Origin of the sequence: Pectobacterium colocasium, assembly GCF_020181655.1 — a bacterium.
Classification (GTDB): domain Bacteria; phylum Pseudomonadota; class Gammaproteobacteria; order Enterobacterales; family Enterobacteriaceae; genus Pectobacterium; species Pectobacterium colocasium.
This window is the reverse complement of sequence record NZ_CP084032.1, coordinates 1,388,842-1,405,159: the sequence shown is the minus strand read 5'-3', so window position 1 is coordinate 1,405,159 and position 16,318 is coordinate 1,388,842. Positions and strand designations below refer to the sequence as shown.

The following is a 16,318-nucleotide window of genomic DNA, read 5'->3' as shown; positions in this document are numbered from 1 at the left end:
ATGTATGAATTTGACTGGAGCTCAATTGGGCCAAGCATGCCGTACCTGATCCAGGGAATGGTCGTTACACTGAAAATTACGCTGACGGCGGTGGTATTCGGGATTGTGTGGGGCACGATTCTGGCAGTCATGCGTCTGTCGCCGATCAAGCCCATCAGTTGGTTCGCCAAACTGTATGTGAACCTGTTCCGCTCCGTTCCACTTGTTATGGTGCTGCTGTGGTTCTATCTGGTGGTTCCTAGCTTATTACAAAATGTGCTTGGGCTGTCGCCGAAAACCGATATTCGACTGATTTCAGCTATGGTAGCCTTCTCGCTGTTCGAGGCAGCCTATTATTCTGAAATCATTCGTGCGGGTATCCTCAGCATATCGCGCGGCCAATCCTCCGCGGCGCTTGCATTAGGCATGACACACTGGCAATCCATGAAGTTGGTTATTCTGCCACAGGCATTCCGCGCCATGGTGCCATTGCTGCTGACACAAGGGATTGTCCTGTTTCAGGATACGTCGTTGGTTTACGTGCTCAGCCTCGCAGATTTCTTCCGTACCGCCTCAACCATCGGTGAGCGTGACGGAACACAAGTTGAAATGATCCTGTTTGCCGGGTTCATTTATTTTATCTTCAGCATTTCAGCCTCAATGCTGGTCAGTTACCTGAAAAAAAGGACGGTTTGATGATTTCCCTGAAAAATGTTTCTAAATGGTACGGCCAATTTCAGGTGCTAGCCGACTGCTCCACAGAAGTAAAAAAAGGTGAAGTCGTGGTCGTCTGTGGGCCTTCAGGCTCCGGCAAATCAACCCTGATCAAAACCGTAAATGGCCTGGAACCGATCCAACAAGGTGAAATTACCGTCAACGGGACTGCCGTTAACGATAAAAAAACCAATCTGGCTCAGCTACGTTCCAAAGTCGGGATGGTGTTCCAGCACTTTGAACTGTTCCCGCATCTGTCGATTATCGAGAACCTAACGCTCGCGCAGGTAAAAGTGCTGAAACGTAAGCGTGAAGATGCCAAAGCCAAAGCGCAGAAGCTGTTGGAACGCGTTGGGCTGGCAGCACACGCTAACAAATATCCGGGGCAACTTTCCGGTGGTCAGCAGCAGCGTGTCGCTATCGCCCGCGCACTGTGTATGGATCCTATCGCGATGCTATTTGATGAGCCGACATCCGCACTCGATCCAGAAATGATCAACGAAGTGCTGGACGTCATGGTCGAATTGGCACAAGAAGGCATGACCATGATGGTCGTCACCCATGAAATGGGCTTTGCCCGTAAAGTGGCGCACCGTGTGATCTTTATGGACGAGGGAAAAATCGTTGAAGACACCCGCAAGGATGATTTCTTCAATAACCCACAGTCCGAACGTGCGAAAGACTTCCTGGCGAAAATCCTGCATTAATATCTGCAGGAATACTTTGTAGGACTAGAACGGTGGTAATGGGATAGAAGAGTAAAGCGTCCGCGCCAGGGATGGCGCGGCTCGAGCTTACAGGGACGTACTTGCAGCGTCTTTACGATCTACCCATTACCACCGCTCGCCGCCCCAACAGCCTTACGGCTGAAATGGCTGGCGGTGGAACAGGTCATGCGAGCATTTCGGGCAGAGTGGCAAAACCTCCGGCGTGTAGAACGCAATATGGTGGTGGCAGTTCTCACACACCAGATTACCTAGCCCCACCACTTCACCGCTGTGATACACCCCGTGATGGTTCACATCTTTAAAAATCTCACGCCACTCCAGCTGGGTTTTATCCGTAATATCCGCGAGTTCCTGCCACAGACTTTCCTTGATAACTCGCATAAAAACGCTGTCGGTAAACGCATCCTGACTTTCGTTATAGCTGCGGGCAAACTCTTCGAGATCGCGCTGAACAGCCTGAATGACCTGTTCTATTTCTTTCTGCGTCAGCTCCGAACCTTCCTGCAAGGTTTTGCGGGCGCTCAGCACCAGACTATCGAGATCGCGCTCACCGTTGTTCAGCCGGGCCGTCACTGAAGCCATTAACTCGCGGTAATAGCGGGCTAGTTTATTCATGCTTCCTCCTGAATAAGCGGATTGAAGGGCGATAAAGCACAACTATTCTCCGTCTGGCACACCAAGCCAAAACCGATACGTTGCCTATCTCTCTCTATTTTAGATTATTTTTTCGGTACGCCTGATAAATTGTCGCCAATTTGCGCAACGCCTCGCAGTCTGTCGCTCACAGAGCAGAAATATTCCTCAGTCGGGCGCTGGGTGTTGTTGCACGCGCCGCTTACGGCTATGCTATGCGGATCTTTTGTTATGAATCAGAACAGGCTACTCACACGTAGCGATTCTTCACTAAACAGGACCCCTGGCAGCCATGCAAGAGCAATACCGCCCAGAAGAGATAGAAGCGGACGTCCAGCTTCACTGGCAAGAGAAGCAGACATTTAAAGTCACCGAACAGCCCGGCAAGGAAAAATACTATTGCCTTTCCATGCTGCCTTACCCTTCTGGCCGACTACATATGGGCCACGTCCGTAACTACACCATCGGCGACGTGATCTCCCGTTATCAGCGCATGCTGGGTAAAAACGTTCTGCAACCGATCGGTTGGGATGCCTTTGGTCTGCCAGCAGAAGGGGCTGCGGTCAAAAACAACACCGCACCAGCGCCCTGGACTTACGCCAATATCGACTACATGAAAAACCAGCTTAAACTGCTGGGCTTTGGCTATGACTGGGATCGCGAAGTCGCGACCTGTAAACCAGACTACTACCGCTGGGAACAATGGTTCTTCACCAAGCTGTACGAGAAAGGTCTGGTTTATAAAAAAACCTCCGCCGTTAACTGGTGCCCGAACGACCAGACTGTACTGGCGAACGAGCAGGTTATCGATGGCTGCTGCTGGCGTTGCGATACCAAAGTTGAGCGCAAAGAGATTCCGCAGTGGTTTATCAAAATCACCGCTTATGCAGACCAATTGCTGAACGATCTGGATACGCTGGAAAGCTGGCCTGAGCAGGTCAAAACCATGCAGCGTAACTGGATCGGCCGTTCTGAAGGGGTGGAAATCACCTTTGACGTAGCGGACAGCAACGAGAAGTTGACCGTTTACACCACGCGCCCGGATACGTTCATGGGCGTGACGTACGTCGCTGTTGCCGCAGGCCACCCTCTTGCCGCACAGGCCGCTGCCACGAACCCGGCACTGACCGATTTCATTGCAGAATGCCGTAATACCAAAGTCGCCGAAGCCGATATGGCGACGATGGAGAAAAAAGGCATGGCGACTGGCCTGTATGCTATTCACCCGCTGAACGGCGAAAAAGTCGCTATCTGGGTCGCCAACTTCGTCCTGATGGAATACGGCACAGGTGCAGTGATGGCCGTTCCGGGCCACGACCAGCGCGACTGGGAATTTGCCACCAAATACGATCTGTCCATTAAGCCGGTTATTCTGAACGCTGACGACAGCGAACCCGATCTGTCCGCCGAAGCGATGACGGAAAAAGGCCGTCTGTTCAATTCTGGCGAGTTTGATGGTCTGGATTTCGACGCCGCTTTCAATGCTATTGCCGACAAACTGGTAGCAAAAGGCATTGGCGAGCGCAAAGTCAACTATCGCCTGCGCGACTGGGGTGTCTCCCGTCAGCGTTACTGGGGCGCGCCAATTCCGATGGTGACGCTGGAAGACGGTACCGTCATCCCGACGCCAGAAGATCAGTTGCCGGTGATCCTGCCGGAAGATGTTGTGATGGATGGCATCACCAGCCCACTGAAATCTAACCCGGAATGGGCGAAGACTACCGTTAACGGTCAACCTGCGCTGCGTGAAACCGATACGTTCGACACCTTTATGGAATCGTCCTGGTACTACGCGCGCTACACCTGCCCACAGTACGATCAGGGAATGCTGGATCCGGCCGCCGCCAACTACTGGCTGCCCGTTGACCAATATGTTGGCGGTATCGAACACGCCATCATGCACCTGATGTATTTCCGCTTCTTCCACAAGCTGATGCGCGACGCGGGTTTGGTAACGTCTGACGAACCAGCCAAGCGCCTGCTGTGTCAGGGCATGGTGCTGGCCGATGCCTTCTATTATCTAGGCAATAACGGCGAGCGCGTCTGGGTTTCACCTATCGACGTCACCGTTGAGCGTGATGACAAAGGCCGCATCGTTAAAGCTGTGGATAATGAAGGCCGCGACGTGATCTACGCGGGCATGAGCAAAATGTCGAAGTCTAAAAACAACGGCATCGACCCACAGGTCATGGTAGAGAAATACGGTGCAGATACCGTGCGTCTGTTCATGATGTTTGCGTCTCCGGCGGAAATGACGCTGGAATGGCAGGAATCCGGTGTAGAAGGTGCGAACCGCTTCCTGAAACGCGTCTGGAGACAAGCCTTTGAGCACACCGAGAAAGGTGCGGTAACGGCGCTGGATGTCGCGACGCTGAACGAAGATCAGAAATCACTGCGCCGCGATCTGCACAAAACGATCGCGAAAGTGACCGATGATATCGGCCGTCGTCAAACCTTCAACACCGCCATCGCCGCCATCATGGAGCTGATGAACAAACTGGCGAAAGCGCCGCAGGACAGCGATCAGGATCGCGCACTGACGCAGGAAACGCTGCTGGCCGTTGTTCGTATGCTCTATCCGTTCACACCGCACGTCTGCTTCACTCTGTGGCAAGCGCTGCAAGGCGAAGGCGACATCGATACCGCGCCGTGGCCGGTTGCAGATGAGAGTGCAATGGTTGAAGATTCCAAGCTGGTCGTCGTGCAGGTTAACGGTAAAGTTCGTGGTAAAATTACCGTTGCCGCTGACGCGAGCGAAGAACAGGTTCGCGAACGCGCTGCTCAGGAACCGCTGGTCGCGAAATATCTGGACGGCGTCACGGTTCGTAAAGTGATTTATGTCCCTGGCAAACTGCTTAACCTGGTTGTGGGTTAAGGCAAGGAGGAACTGTGCGACATCGTCTATTCACGTTGTTGCTGGGGCTGGCGGTGTTAATCACCGCTGGCTGCGGTTTTCATCTGCGTGGCACAACACAAGTGCCTGCGCAGCTACAAACGCTGGTGCTTGACAGCAGTGACCCTTATGGCCCGCTCACGCGTGCAGTACGCGAGCAGCTCCGCCTCAGCGATGTGAAAATCGTTGACGATGCGACGCGCCAGGATATCCCGTCTCTGCGGGTACTGGGCTCAAGCGAAACGCGCGATACCGTTTCTATTTTTCAGGACGGTAAAACGGCGGAGTACCAGATGGTGCTGACATTGCAGGCACAGGTGCTGATACCGGGTGAAGACATTTATCCGCTCAGCGTGACGGTGTTCCGCACGTTCTTTGATAACCCGCTGGCTGCACTGGCGAAAGATGCCGAACAGGACATCGTTCGTCAGGAAATGCGCGAGCAGGCTGCCCAGCAACTGGTGCGTAAATTGCTGACCATCAACGGTAGCCAGGAAGTCAAAAATCGGTTGCAGTCCACCGATTCCACTACTGCCGCCACGCGTTCATGATTCGGCTGTACCCCGAGCAACTCACCGCGCAACTCCATGAGGGGCTGCGCGGTTGTTATTTGGTCTTTGGTGCAGACCCACTCCTGCTACAGGAAAGCCTAGACAGCATTAAACGGGTCGCTCAACAGCACGAATTCAGCGAGCATTTCAGCTTCATCCTGGACCCGCATACCGATTGGGATGCGATTTTCAGCACCTGTCAGGCGCTCAGCCTGTTTGCCTCACGCCAATCGCTCCTACTGGTTCTGCCGGAAAACGGCCCAAATGCCGCGATAAGCGAAAACCTGGTCAAGCTTTCCGGACTCTTGCACCCCGATATTTTGCTGATTCTGCGCGGTCATAAGCTGACCAAAGCGCAGGAAAACAGCGCCTGGTTCAAAGCGCTTGCGCAAGACAGCGTCTATATCAACTGTCTCACGCCGGAACAGGCACAGCTTCCCCGCTGGGTGGCTCAGCGAGCCAAAGCCATGAAATTGACGCTGGATGAACAGGCTACGCAGCTCATTTGCTATTGCTATGAAGGTAACCTTCTCGCGCTGTCTCAGGCGTTAGAACGGCTGGCGCTGCTTTATCCCGATGGCAAACTGACCCTGCCGCGCGTGGAAAGCGCCGTTAATGATGCCGCCCACTTCACGCCATTCCATTGGCTTGATGCGCTACTGGCAGGCAAAGGCAAACGCGCCTGGCACATTTTGCAGCAGCTAAAACAGGAAGATTGCGAACCGGTCATTTTGCTGCGCACGCTACAGCGTGAGCTGCTACAGCTGTTAACGCTGAAACGGCGTATGTCAGGCACACCGCTGCGTACCTTATTCGATCAGCAAAAGGTGTGGCAAAATCGGCGTGACCTGCTCACGCAGGCATTACAGCGGCTTTCCCTTCAACAACTACAGCAGGCTGTGCGATTACTGGCGCAGGTGGAAATAACACTAAAGCAAGACTACGGTCAGCCCGTTTGGTCTGAACTCGAATCCCTTGCCATGTTGCTATGCGGCAAAGCATTACCGGAGGCATTCATTTGAATAAGTCCCCCGCTACGCCACCGCTGACCGCATTTTTTGGCGGCACGTTCGATCCGATTCATTACGGTCATCTTCAGCCAGTGACAGCACTGGCACATCTCGTGGGGCTAACTCAGGTTGTTCTGATGCCCAATAATGTTCCGCCACATCGGCAGCAGCCTGAAGCCACTTCACGACAGCGTTTTCATATGGCTGAACTGGCCGTTGAGGGTAATCCGCTCTTCACCGTGGATGACCGTGAACTGCAACGGCAAACCCCCTCCTATACCATTGATACGCTGGAGGCGCTGCGGACTGAAAAAGGCCGCAATGCGCCGCTGGGCTTTATCATCGGGCAGGATTCGCTGCTGACACTACACCATTGGCACCGCTGGCAGGATCTACTCGACGTCTGCCATTTGCTGGTGTGCGCGCGCCCCGGCTATCGCTCGACGCTGGAAACGCCCGAGTTACAACAGTGGCTGGACGATCATCTGACCCACACGCCAGACGATCTTCATCGCCAACCGCATGGGCGGATCTTTTTGGCAGACACGCCGCTGGTTACCATTTCCGCCACGGACATTCGCCAACGTCGGCAGCAAGGTCTCGACTGCCACGATTTATTACCGCCCGCCGTGCTCCGTTATATCGACGAAAACGGTCTATACCAATAACATCGCTTTTCCTGTCCATCAGACATGGGCTTTATACCACTCGGTAAAAGTGCGTGATATACTCCGCGGCTGGTTTCAATCACCGGGAAAAGCGGAAATTCTCGGCAATTACTCGGTGATTCACGTTTTTCCTAAACAATTCAGCGCCACACGCATCTGTCAGTTACAGACAGAACGCCATTGAGGGGGAACCTTTGCAAGGCCAAGCACTCCAAGATTTCGTTATTGATAAGGTCGATGACTTAAAAGCCCAGGATATCGTTGCACTTAACGTGCAGGGTAAATCCAGCATTACCGATTACATGGTTATCTGTACGGGAACCTCTACGCGCCACGTCGCGTCTATTGCCGATCACGTCGTGCAATCTTCACGCGCCGCAGGTCTGATCCCACTCGGTGTCGAAGGCGAAAGCGCCGCTGACTGGGTTGTTGTCGATTTGGGTGACGTCATGGTTCACGTCATGCAAGAAGAAAGTCGCCAGCTGTACGAATTGGAAAAACTGTGGGGCTAGCATGAAACTGCAACTGGTCGCCGTTGGCACCAAAATGCCTGACTGGGTGCAGACTGGTTTCACCGATTATCTGCGCCGTTTTCCCAAGGACATGCCTTTCGAACTACTCGAAATTCCGGCAGGGAAACGAGGCAAAAATGCGGATATCAAACGCATTCTGGAGCGTGAAGGCGAACAGATGCTGGCTGCGGTCGGCAAAGGCAACCGCATTGTGACGCTGGATATTCCAGGGACTCGCTGGGAGACACCGCAATTGGCGCAGCAACTGGAGCGCTGGAAGCAGGACGGGCGCGACGTCAGCCTGCTGATTGGCGGGCCCGAAGGCCTTGCGCCAGAATGCAAAGCGGCGGCGGAGCAAAGCTGGTCACTCTCGCCATTAACGCTGCCGCACCCGCTCGTCCGTGTACTGGTCGCGGAGAGCCTGTATCGTGCATGGAGCATTACGACTAATCACCCTTACCACCGGGAGTAAGGCGGTACGATGAAACCTGTGAAATAACGCTGGATGAAAGTAGAACGTAAACCCTTTCGAGATTATACGGCTGAGTCCGCCCTGTTCGTGCGCCGTGCTTTGGTTGCCTTTCTGGGCATTTTGCTGCTTTCCGGTGTATTAGTCGCTAACCTTTATCATCTGCAAATTGTGCGTGTTGATGACTATCGCACGCGCTCTAATGAAAACCGTATTAAGCTGGTTCCTATCGCGCCCAGTCGCGGCATCATCTATGACCGCAACGGCACCCCACTGGCACTAAACCGCACTATCTACCAGTTAGAACTCGTACCCGACAAAGTCGACAATCTTAAAGATACGCTGGAAGCACTGCGTCCCGTCGTCGATCTCACCGATGACGATCTGGAGGGTTTTGAAAAAGAGCGCAAGCGCTCGCGCCGCTTTACCTCGATTCCGGTAAAAACCGGGCTCACCGAGATTCAGGTTGCCCGCTTTGCCGTCAACCAATATCGCTTTCCCGGTGTTGAAATTAAAGGTTATCAGCGCCGCTATTACCCTTATGGCTCTGCGCTGACACACATCACCGGCTATGTTTCCAAAATCAACGATAAAGACGTAGAGCGGCTGACCAAAGAAGAGAAAATCGCCGATTATGCCGCTACGCGCGACATCGGTAAGCTGGGCATCGAGCGCCATTACGAAGATTTACTGCACGGTAAGCCCGGCTATGAGGAAGTTGAAGTTAACAACCGTGGCCGTGTGATCCGTCAGCTCCATGAACAGCCGCCACAGGCCGGACGTGATATTTATCTAACGTTGGACCTGAGTCTGCAAATCTACATCGAAAAATTACTCGAAGGTAGTCGTGCTGCGGTCATCGTCACCGACCCGCGCGATGGCGGTATTCTGGCGATGGTTTCTACCCCCAGTTATGACCCCAACCTCTTTGTCGATGGCATTTCTACCAAAGATTACAACAAATTACGTAACGACCCCAATCGTCCGTTGATCAACCGTGCGACACAAGGTGTGTATCCCCCCGCTTCCACCGTGAAACCTTACATCGCAGTTTCCGCCCTGACGGCAGGAGTCATTACGACCAACACCAGCCTGTTCGATCCCGGCTGGTGGCAGTTACCCGGTTCAGAAAAGCGTTTTCGCGACTGGAAAAAATGGGGACACGGCCGCCTGAATCTCACCAAATCACTGGAAGAGTCTGCGGATACCTTCTTCTATCAAGTTGCTTATGACATGGGCATCGACCGTTTATCTGAATGGATGAACAAATTCGGGTACGGGCAACGAACCGGTATTGATATCTCGGAAGAAAGCAGAGGTAACATGCCAACCCGTGAGTGGAAGCTCAGACAATTCAAAAAACCCTGGTATCAGGGCGACACGATTCCTGTCGGAATCGGGCAAGGCTATTGGACGGCGACGCCGATCCAGATGAATAAGGCGCTGGTCACACTGATCAACGACGGCCAGGTCAAAACACCGCATTTGCTTTATAGTTCACGCGAAAATGGCGTTATTGTGCCTTACCGACAGGCCGAGAATCAGCAAATTGGCGACATTCACTCTGGCTACTGGGAAGTGGCAAAAGATGGTATGTATGGCGTGGCTAACCGTGCTAACGGCACCGCGCACAAAAGTTTCGAGGATGCCCCTTATAAAATTGCGGCAAAATCCGGTACGGCGCAGGTCTTCGGCCTAAAAGAAAACGAAACCTATAATGCGCACAAGATCGCAGAGCATCTGCGTGACCATAAGTTAATGGTTGCCTTTGCCCCGTACAAGAATCCTAAAGTCGCAGTATCGGTCATTTTGGAAAACGGCGGCGCAGGCCCGACCGTTGGCACCATCACTCGCCAGATCCTTGATCATATTCTGCTGGGTGATAACAATACTGATTTACCCAGTGCGCCCCCTGCGTCACCGGGTAGCGAGAGTGAGTAACAAACAGTCATGACCGATAGCCAACAAAAGGGATCGTTCTGGGCGAAAATCCACATCGACCTCCCGTTTCTTCTCTGCATCCTGGCACTGCTGGGCTATAGCCTATTTGTCTTATGGAGCGCCAGCGGGCAAGACGTCGGTATGATGGAGCGAAAAGTCGTTCAAATCGTACTGGGGTTTACGGTGATGATCGTGATGGCGCAAATCCCACCCCGCGTGTATGAGGGCTGGGCTCCCTACCTCTACGTCTTTTGCGTGATTTTGCTGCTCATCGTGGATATTTTCGGGCAGATTAGTAAAGGTGCACAGCGCTGGCTGGATCTGGGCTTTATCCGTTTCCAGCCGTCGGAAATCGCCAAGATCGCCGTACCGCTCATGGTTGCGCGTTTTATCAACCGTGATATGTGTCCGCCGTCGCTAAAAAATACGGCAATCGCGCTGGTATTGATTTTTGTCCCTACGCTGCTGGTTGCCGCACAGCCGGATTTAGGCACCTCAATTCTGGTCGCGCTATCAGGGCTGTTTGTGCTTTTCCTCGCTGGTATGAGCTGGCGTTTAATTGGTATCGCCGTTCTGCTACTCGCCGCGTTTATTCCTATACTCTGGTTTTTCCTGATGCATGATTATCAGCGCGCCAGAGTGATGATGCTGCTCGATCCAGAAAGCGATCCGCTTGGTGCCGGATACCATATTATTCAGTCGAAAATTGCGATAGGCTCTGGTGGCCTGTCTGGAAAAGGTTGGCTGCACGGCACACAGTCTCAGTTAGAGTTTTTGCCCGAACGCCACACCGACTTTATCTTTGCCGTGCTGTCAGAAGAACTCGGCTTAATCGGCGTTTTGATTCTGCTCGCGATGTATCTGTTCATGATCATGCGCGGTCTGGTCATTGCCGCTAATGCACAAACCTCGTTCGGCCGGGTGATGGTCGGCGGGCTGATGCTGATTCTGTTTTTCTATGTTTTCGTCAATATCGGGATGGTCAGCGGTATACTTCCCGTCGTTGGCGTGCCGCTACCGCTAATCAGCTATGGCGGATCGGCGCTGGTCGTCTTAATGGCGGGGTTCGGTATCGTCATGTCGATACATACTCACCGCAAACTGCTATCCAAAAATTTATAACACGAGGTGAGCAATGCGTAAGGATTGGCTTTGGATCGGCGTAGCAACTCTGGCGCTTGCTGCCTGTACCACGACGGAACAGCGGCAGCCTGCTCCGCCCGTGACTCAGGTCTATAGCGGCCCCGTTGAGGAAATCGGCGGTGCGGAACCCCGTTACGAACCCTACAATCAGGGGACGCTGCAAGACTACAGCATCAAAGGCAAGAGCTATAAAATTGTCAAAGATCCGCAAAACTTTAGCGAGACCGGCTTAGCCGCCTGGTACGGCGAAGAAGCCAGCGGTAACCGCACGTCAATCGGCGAGACGTTTGATCCGAATGCGATCACCGCCGCGCACCCGACGTTGCCGCTGCCGAGCTATGTCCGCGTCACCAACCTGAGCAACGGTCGTCGTCTGGTTGTGCGTGTGAACGATCGCGGACCGTATACACCGGGTAGAATTATCGATCTGTCGAAAGCCGCAGGCGATCGGCTGAATATCTCGAACAATACCAAAGTAAAAGTGGATTTCATCAACGTCGCACCAGACGGCACGCTCTCCGGCCCCGGAACCGTGGGCACCACCGTCGCGAAGCAAAGCTTCGCCCTGCCAGAACGCCCAAGCTTCGGCGCTAGCGGGCTGGGTACCCCCATGATGGAATCGACATCCCCCACGCCGAACAGCGCCGTTCGCCCAATCAGCAATAGCAGCCTGAGCGTGCCAGCAGAAAGCACACAGCCGCAAAGCAGCGCACCGTCGCACAGCGGTGGTTTTTTGGGAGCGCCTTCCGCGCTGCGCGCTGGCGTGGTTGAGTCCAGCGTGACGCCGGCGGCAACGCCGTCTTCATCCGCAGCGCCACTGAGCGTCGCGCCAGCGGCTGCCGTTGCCGCACCCGCCGCAACGACACCGTCTGCTACGGGGCGCTATGTGGTTCAGGTCGGGGCGCTGAGCGATCAGCAGCGTGCACAAACCTGGCAACGCAGCCTGAGCGAACGCTTCCGCGTAGCCGGTAAAGTCACAGCGAGCGGCGGGCTGTACCGTATCCAACTGGGGCCATTCCAGAATCGTCAGCAAGCCGCTGAACTTCAACAACGTTTGTCAGTCGAAGCTCAGCAGCAGTCGTTTATTACCGCCGCACCCAGCACACTTTAGTAGCGAATAACCGGCAGACTTGCGCAGCGAAAACGGCGGCTATGGCATTGAACATACCGCCCTTTTGCAAAATCACGTAACGTAATGTCTGATGCCGGCCTATTGCCCATCTGCTATAGTGTGGCTCGTTTTTTAACTCATACCCACGGATGTTGTTGTTCCAATCATGAATACTGTAAACACGTCTCGTTTTACTAAGCGTACTGCGCTTGGCGCACTGCTCGCCATTAGTGCCACTTCCTTTGCCTATGCCGAAGATATCAATCTCAAAACGATGATCCCCGGCGTTCCGCAAATCGATGCTGAATCCTACATCCTGATTGATTACAACTCTGGGAAAGTGTTGGCGGAAATGAATGCCGACACGCGCCGCGATCCGGCCAGCTTAACGAAAATGATGACCAGCTACGTCATTGGTCAAGCCATTAAATCAGGAAAAATCACCCCGAACGACATCGTTACCGTCGGTAAAGATGCCTGGGCAACTGGCAACCCGACCTTCCAGGGCTCTTCCCTGATGTTCCTGAAGCCGGGCGACCGTGTTCCCGTATCCCAATTAAACCGCGGTATTATCCTGCAATCCGGTAATGATGCTTGTGTCGCGATGGCCGACTACGTCGCCGGCAGCCAGGACGCTTTCGTTAACCTTATGAACGGTTACGTGAAGGCGCTGGGACTGCAAAATACCAATTTTGAAACCGTACACGGTCTGGATGCGCCCGGCCAGTTCAGTTCGGCGCGTGATATGGCTTTGATCGGCCAGGCGCTGATCCGCGATGTGCCAGAAGAATACGCGACCTACAAAGAGAAAGAATTCACGTTCAATAACATTCGCCAGCCTAACCGTAACGGTTTGCTGTGGGATTCCAGTCTGAATGTTGACGGCATCAAAACGGGTCATACGTCATCAGCCGGCTTTAATCTGGTCGCCTCGGCAACAGAAGGTCAGATGCGCCTGATTTCAGCGGTACTGGGTGGTCGTAATGCCAAAGGACGCGAATCAGAAAGTAAAAAGCTGCTGACCTGGGGCTTCCGCTTCTTTGAAACCGTTGCGCCGCTGAAAGCAGGCAAAGAATTCGCTTCCGAACCCGTCTGGTTTGGCGACAGCGACCGCGTGGCGCTGGGCGTTGAGAAAGATGCCTACCTGACTATTCCACGCGGCCGTATGAAAGATCTGAAAGCCAGCTATGTTCTGGACAACACAGAACTGCACGCGCCGTTAGCGAAAAATCAGGTTGTGGGTTCCATCAACTTCCAACTGGATGGCAAAACGATCGACCAGCGCCCGCTGGTAGTCATGAACGAAGTGAAAGAAGGCGGGATCTTTGGCCGCATGATCGACTACATCAAATTGATGTTCCACCACTGGTTCGGCTAATCCCCCCTTGTCTGGGGCTAAAACGTCCCCATATAGATAGCATCCATCACTCCCGCACAACGCGGGAGTGTTATTTTTTAGTATAATGTCGTTATATCGTGGCTAATACAGTCGGCATTACGCCGATGTATTCCCTTTTCTGGAGCGCAAATGAAAACCAAATTAAACGAACTGCTTGAATTCCCCTGTGTTTTTACCTACAAGGTCATGGGTGAGGCAAAACCAGAGTTGGTCGATCTGGTCGTTGAAGTGGTACAGCGTCATGCGCCAGGCGACTACACGCCACAGATCAAACCCAGCAGCAAAGGGAATTATCACTCCGTTTCTATCACCATCACGGCAACACACATTGAGCAGGTGGAAACGCTGTACGAAGAACTGGGCAATATCGATATCGTACGTATGGTTCTGTAAGACATATGGTTCTGTAAGGCATAGCGTCCTGTAAAGCATAGGGTTCTGTAAGAACCACGCAGTAAGAAGAACGAGCGGGAAAATTGGCGGGCGGCATAGTTTTGTGATGCATGGTTTTGTGATGCATGGTTTTGTGATGCACAGTTTTGTGATGCATAGTTTTATCGTGCATGGTTTTGTGTCACCGACGTTTTGCACTACATAATTTGCATAGTGCTGTTCGCTGAGGCCTCCCGCCGTTATAATCCCCCCACCTTTCCTTAACCTGAAGATGACACACTTGCTACAGGATAAGATCATCGTACGCCAATTTGACGTACAGCCATATGAACCCGTCTCTCTGGCGATGCATAACTTCACCGACCGACGCGATGAGAATACCCCGGACGAACTCTGGCTGGTTCAACACCCTCGCGTATTCACACAAGGTCAGGCAGGAAAAGCCGAACATGTCCTCATGCCTGGCGATATTCCCGTCATTCAGAGCGACAGAGGCGGCCAGGTGACCTATCACGGCCCCGGCCAACAGGTCATGTACGTGTTGATTGATCTAAAACGCCGCAAGCTCGGCGTTCGCCAGCTCGTCACCGCCATCGAAAATACCGTGATTGGTACGTTGGCACATTTCCAGATCGAAGCTCATGCGCGCCCTGATGCGCCCGGCGTCTATGTGGGGGAGCGTAAAATCTGTTCGTTGGGGCTGCGCATTCGTAAAGGCTGCTCGTTCCACGGACTGGCGCTCAATATCGCGATGGATCTCTCTCCTTTCTTGCGTATCAACCCATGTGGTTACGCTGGTATGGAAATGACGCAAATTAGCGATCTGGTAGCAGGCGTCACGCTGGATGACACATCCCCCGTGCTAGTGAACACCTTTTTACAGCAAGTTGGCTATTCCGCACCCGAGTTTATTCCGTGGAATCTGGACATACAGGGTGAGCCGCTTCCTGGTTAACAAGTTTCATCCTGTCGATGAAAATCAACCGGTTAGACTATCACGTCTTGATAAATTACATTTTATTCACATAATTTATTCATTTTGATCGCGCAAAGGCTGATTGTGGTTAGGCAAGATGATATAATTTTTAGAGTTTTTTAAAAAAAAGTTTAACCAAAAACATAATCCTTTGAATTTGGATAACAAATTTAAAGAAACGATTCAGAACTGGAACTTACGCAAACATGAGTAAACCGATTCAGATCGAACGCGGCGTTAAATACCGCGATGCCGATAAAATGGCGCTAATCCCGGTACGTACCGTCGTTACCGAACGCCAAGAGATTCTGCGCAAACCTGAATGGATGAAGATTAAACTTCCGGCAGATTCAAGCCGTATTCAGGGAATCAAAGCAGCCATGCGCAAAAACGGGTTGCACTCAGTTTGCGAAGAAGCCTCCTGTCCGAATCTGGCAGAGTGTTTTAACCACGGCACCGCGACTTTCATGATTCTGGGCGCCATCTGTACGCGTCGCTGCCCGTTCTGTGACGTTGCCCACGGCCGCCCGCTTACGCCGGATGCGAATGAGCCTGAGAAACTGGCACAGACTATCCATGACATGGGTTTACGCTATGTGGTGATCACCTCGGTTGACCGTGATGACCTGCGCGACGGTGGAGCACAGCACTTTGCAGACTGCATTAGCGCCATTCGCCGTAAAAACCCGAATATCCGCATCGAAACGCTGGTGCCAGACTTCCGCGGCCGTATGGATCGCGCGTTAGAGATCCTGACCGCCACGCCACCGGATGTGTTCAACCACAATCTGGAAAACGTACCGCGCGTTTATCGTCAGGTTCGCCCTGGCGCGAATTATGAGTGGTCACTGAAGTTGCTGGAGAACTTCAAAAACGCGCACCCGGATATCCCGACCAAATCTGGCCTGATGGTTGGATTGGGAGAAACCAATGCTGAAATCGTGGAAGTCATGCGCGACCTGCGCCGCCACGGAGTGACGATGCTGACGCTGGGACAATATTTACAGCCTAGCCGCCATCATCTGCCAGTACAGCGTTACGTCAGCCCGGATGAATTTGATGAGATGAAAGCCGAAGCGATGGCGATGGGCTTTACCCATGCAGCCTGCGGCCCATTTGTTCGCTCGTCTTACCATGCCGACCTACAGGCAAAAGGCATCGAAGTAAAATAAGCGCTCATAGTTTTTTACACATTTTT

The 16,318-nt window shown here is 53.0% G+C and carries 16 protein-coding genes; 15 read left to right on the top strand and 1 reads right to left on the bottom strand.

Annotated features, from left to right (window positions below):
• Complete coding sequence (gltK, locus tag LCF41_RS06200; protein ID WP_015839471.1) at positions 1–675, top strand: glutamate/aspartate ABC transporter permease GltK; 675 nt, start codon at positions 1–3, stop codon at positions 673–675.
• Positions 675–1,400: an amino acid ABC transporter ATP-binding protein gene (locus LCF41_RS06195; RefSeq protein ID WP_225087321.1), complete on the top strand. Its 726-nt coding sequence runs from the start codon at positions 675–677 to the stop codon at positions 1,398–1,400. Before gltK ends, LCF41_RS06195 begins: the two co-directional genes overlap by 1 nt.
• Positions 1,401–1,553: 153 nt before the next feature.
• Here the strand turns inward: LCF41_RS06195 and LCF41_RS06190 are convergent, their stop codons facing one another.
• On the bottom strand, positions 1,554–2,036 hold the full coding sequence (locus tag LCF41_RS06190; protein WP_225087320.1) for a zinc ribbon-containing protein: 483 nt from the start codon (positions 2,034–2,036) through the stop codon (positions 1,554–1,556).
• Positions 2,037–2,346: 310 nt separating this feature from the next.
• Here LCF41_RS06190 and leuS point away from each other — a divergent pair, with 310 nt between their 5' ends.
• The 13 genes from leuS (at position 2,347) to lipA (ending at position 16,292) form a co-directional block, all read left to right on the top strand.
• Positions 2,347–4,929, top strand: coding sequence for a leucine--tRNA ligase (gene leuS, locus LCF41_RS06185; RefSeq protein ID WP_225087319.1), 2,583 nt, complete (start codon positions 2,347–2,349; stop codon positions 4,927–4,929).
• A 14-nt stretch (positions 4,930–4,943) separates the two neighbouring features.
• Positions 4,944–5,498, top strand: coding sequence for an LPS assembly lipoprotein LptE (gene lptE / locus LCF41_RS06180; protein ID WP_225087318.1), 555 nt, complete (start codon positions 4,944–4,946; stop codon positions 5,496–5,498).
• Positions 5,495–6,520 carry a DNA polymerase III subunit delta gene (gene holA / locus LCF41_RS06175; protein WP_225087317.1) on the top strand — a complete coding sequence of 342 codons (1,026 nt, stop codon included), beginning with the start codon at positions 5,495–5,497 and terminating at the stop codon, positions 6,518–6,520. The genes lptE and holA overlap by 4 nt, the downstream gene beginning before the upstream one ends.
• The gene (nadD, locus tag LCF41_RS06170; RefSeq protein ID WP_225087316.1) at positions 6,487–7,176 is read left to right on the top strand and encodes a nicotinate-nucleotide adenylyltransferase; all 690 of its coding nucleotides are present in this window, start codon (positions 6,487–6,489) and stop codon (positions 7,174–7,176) included. Before holA ends, nadD begins: the two co-directional genes overlap by 34 nt.
• Positions 7,177–7,370: 194 nt before the next feature.
• A complete protein-coding gene (gene rsfS / locus LCF41_RS06165) occupies positions 7,371–7,688 on the top strand; it encodes a ribosome silencing factor (protein WP_010284049.1) in 318 nt (105 codons plus the stop codon).
• Position 7,689: 1 nt separating this feature from the next.
• Complete coding sequence (gene rlmH / locus LCF41_RS06160; RefSeq protein WP_015730925.1) at positions 7,690–8,160, top strand: 23S rRNA (pseudouridine(1915)-N(3))-methyltransferase RlmH; 471 nt, start codon at positions 7,690–7,692, stop codon at positions 8,158–8,160.
• A 33-nt stretch (positions 8,161–8,193) separates the two neighbouring features.
• On the top strand, positions 8,194–10,098 hold the full coding sequence (gene mrdA, locus LCF41_RS06155) for a peptidoglycan DD-transpeptidase MrdA (protein WP_225087315.1): 1,905 nt from the start codon (positions 8,194–8,196) through the stop codon (positions 10,096–10,098).
• Positions 10,099–10,107: 9 nt separating this feature from the next.
• Positions 10,108–11,220: a peptidoglycan glycosyltransferase MrdB gene (mrdB, locus tag LCF41_RS06150; protein ID WP_015839464.1), complete on the top strand. Its 1,113-nt coding sequence runs from the start codon at positions 10,108–10,110 to the stop codon at positions 11,218–11,220.
• A 13-nt stretch (positions 11,221–11,233) separates the two neighbouring features.
• Positions 11,234–12,352 carry an endolytic peptidoglycan transglycosylase RlpA gene (gene rlpA / locus LCF41_RS06145; protein WP_225087314.1) on the top strand — a complete coding sequence of 373 codons (1,119 nt, stop codon included), beginning with the start codon at positions 11,234–11,236 and terminating at the stop codon, positions 12,350–12,352.
• A 166-nt stretch (positions 12,353–12,518) separates the two neighbouring features.
• Positions 12,519–13,730: a D-alanyl-D-alanine carboxypeptidase DacA gene (gene dacA, locus LCF41_RS06140; RefSeq protein ID WP_225087313.1), complete on the top strand. Its 1,212-nt coding sequence runs from the start codon at positions 12,519–12,521 to the stop codon at positions 13,728–13,730.
• A 150-nt stretch (positions 13,731–13,880) separates the two neighbouring features.
• Complete coding sequence (gene ybeD / locus LCF41_RS06135) at positions 13,881–14,144, top strand: DUF493 family protein YbeD (RefSeq protein WP_005976281.1); 264 nt, start codon at positions 13,881–13,883, stop codon at positions 14,142–14,144.
• A gap of 271 nt (positions 14,145–14,415) precedes the next feature.
• The gene (gene lipB, locus LCF41_RS06130; protein ID WP_225087312.1) at positions 14,416–15,099 is read left to right on the top strand and encodes a lipoyl(octanoyl) transferase LipB; all 684 of its coding nucleotides are present in this window, start codon (positions 14,416–14,418) and stop codon (positions 15,097–15,099) included.
• A gap of 227 nt (positions 15,100–15,326) precedes the next feature.
• On the top strand, positions 15,327–16,292 hold the full coding sequence (gene lipA / locus LCF41_RS06125) for a lipoyl synthase (RefSeq protein ID WP_225087311.1): 966 nt from the start codon (positions 15,327–15,329) through the stop codon (positions 16,290–16,292).
• Positions 16,293–16,318: the final 26 nt, after the last annotated feature.

What these genes read in the sequence shown, in the direction of transcription:
- LCF41_RS06190 (WP_225087320.1), bottom strand. Translation starts at nt 2,036, where the DNA reads ATGAATAAACTAGCCCGCTATTACCGCGAGTTAATGGCTTCAGTGACG.
- nadD (WP_225087316.1), top strand. Translation starts at nt 6,487, where the DNA reads ATGCGGCAAAGCATTACCGGAGGCATTCATTTGAATAAGTCCCCCGCT.
- mrdB (WP_015839464.1), top strand. Translation starts at nt 10,108, where the DNA reads ATGACCGATAGCCAACAAAAGGGATCGTTCTGGGCGAAAATCCACATC.
- holA (WP_225087317.1), top strand. Translation starts at nt 5,495, where the DNA reads ATGATTCGGCTGTACCCCGAGCAACTCACCGCGCAACTCCATGAGGGG.
- gltK (WP_015839471.1), top strand. Translation starts at nt 1, where the DNA reads ATGTATGAATTTGACTGGAGCTCAATTGGGCCAAGCATGCCGTACCTG.
- LCF41_RS06195 (WP_225087321.1), top strand. Translation starts at nt 675, where the DNA reads ATGATTTCCCTGAAAAATGTTTCTAAATGGTACGGCCAATTTCAGGTG.
- lipA (WP_225087311.1), top strand. Translation starts at nt 15,327, where the DNA reads ATGAGTAAACCGATTCAGATCGAACGCGGCGTTAAATACCGCGATGCC.
- rlmH (WP_015730925.1), top strand. Translation starts at nt 7,690, where the DNA reads ATGAAACTGCAACTGGTCGCCGTTGGCACCAAAATGCCTGACTGGGTG.
- mrdA (WP_225087315.1), top strand. Translation starts at nt 8,194, where the DNA reads ATGAAAGTAGAACGTAAACCCTTTCGAGATTATACGGCTGAGTCCGCC.
- leuS (WP_225087319.1), top strand. Translation starts at nt 2,347, where the DNA reads ATGCAAGAGCAATACCGCCCAGAAGAGATAGAAGCGGACGTCCAGCTT.
- dacA (WP_225087313.1), top strand. Translation starts at nt 12,519, where the DNA reads ATGAATACTGTAAACACGTCTCGTTTTACTAAGCGTACTGCGCTTGGC.
- ybeD (WP_005976281.1), top strand. Translation starts at nt 13,881, where the DNA reads ATGAAAACCAAATTAAACGAACTGCTTGAATTCCCCTGTGTTTTTACC.
- rlpA (WP_225087314.1), top strand. Translation starts at nt 11,234, where the DNA reads ATGCGTAAGGATTGGCTTTGGATCGGCGTAGCAACTCTGGCGCTTGCT.
- lipB (WP_225087312.1), top strand. Translation starts at nt 14,416, where the DNA reads ATGACACACTTGCTACAGGATAAGATCATCGTACGCCAATTTGACGTA.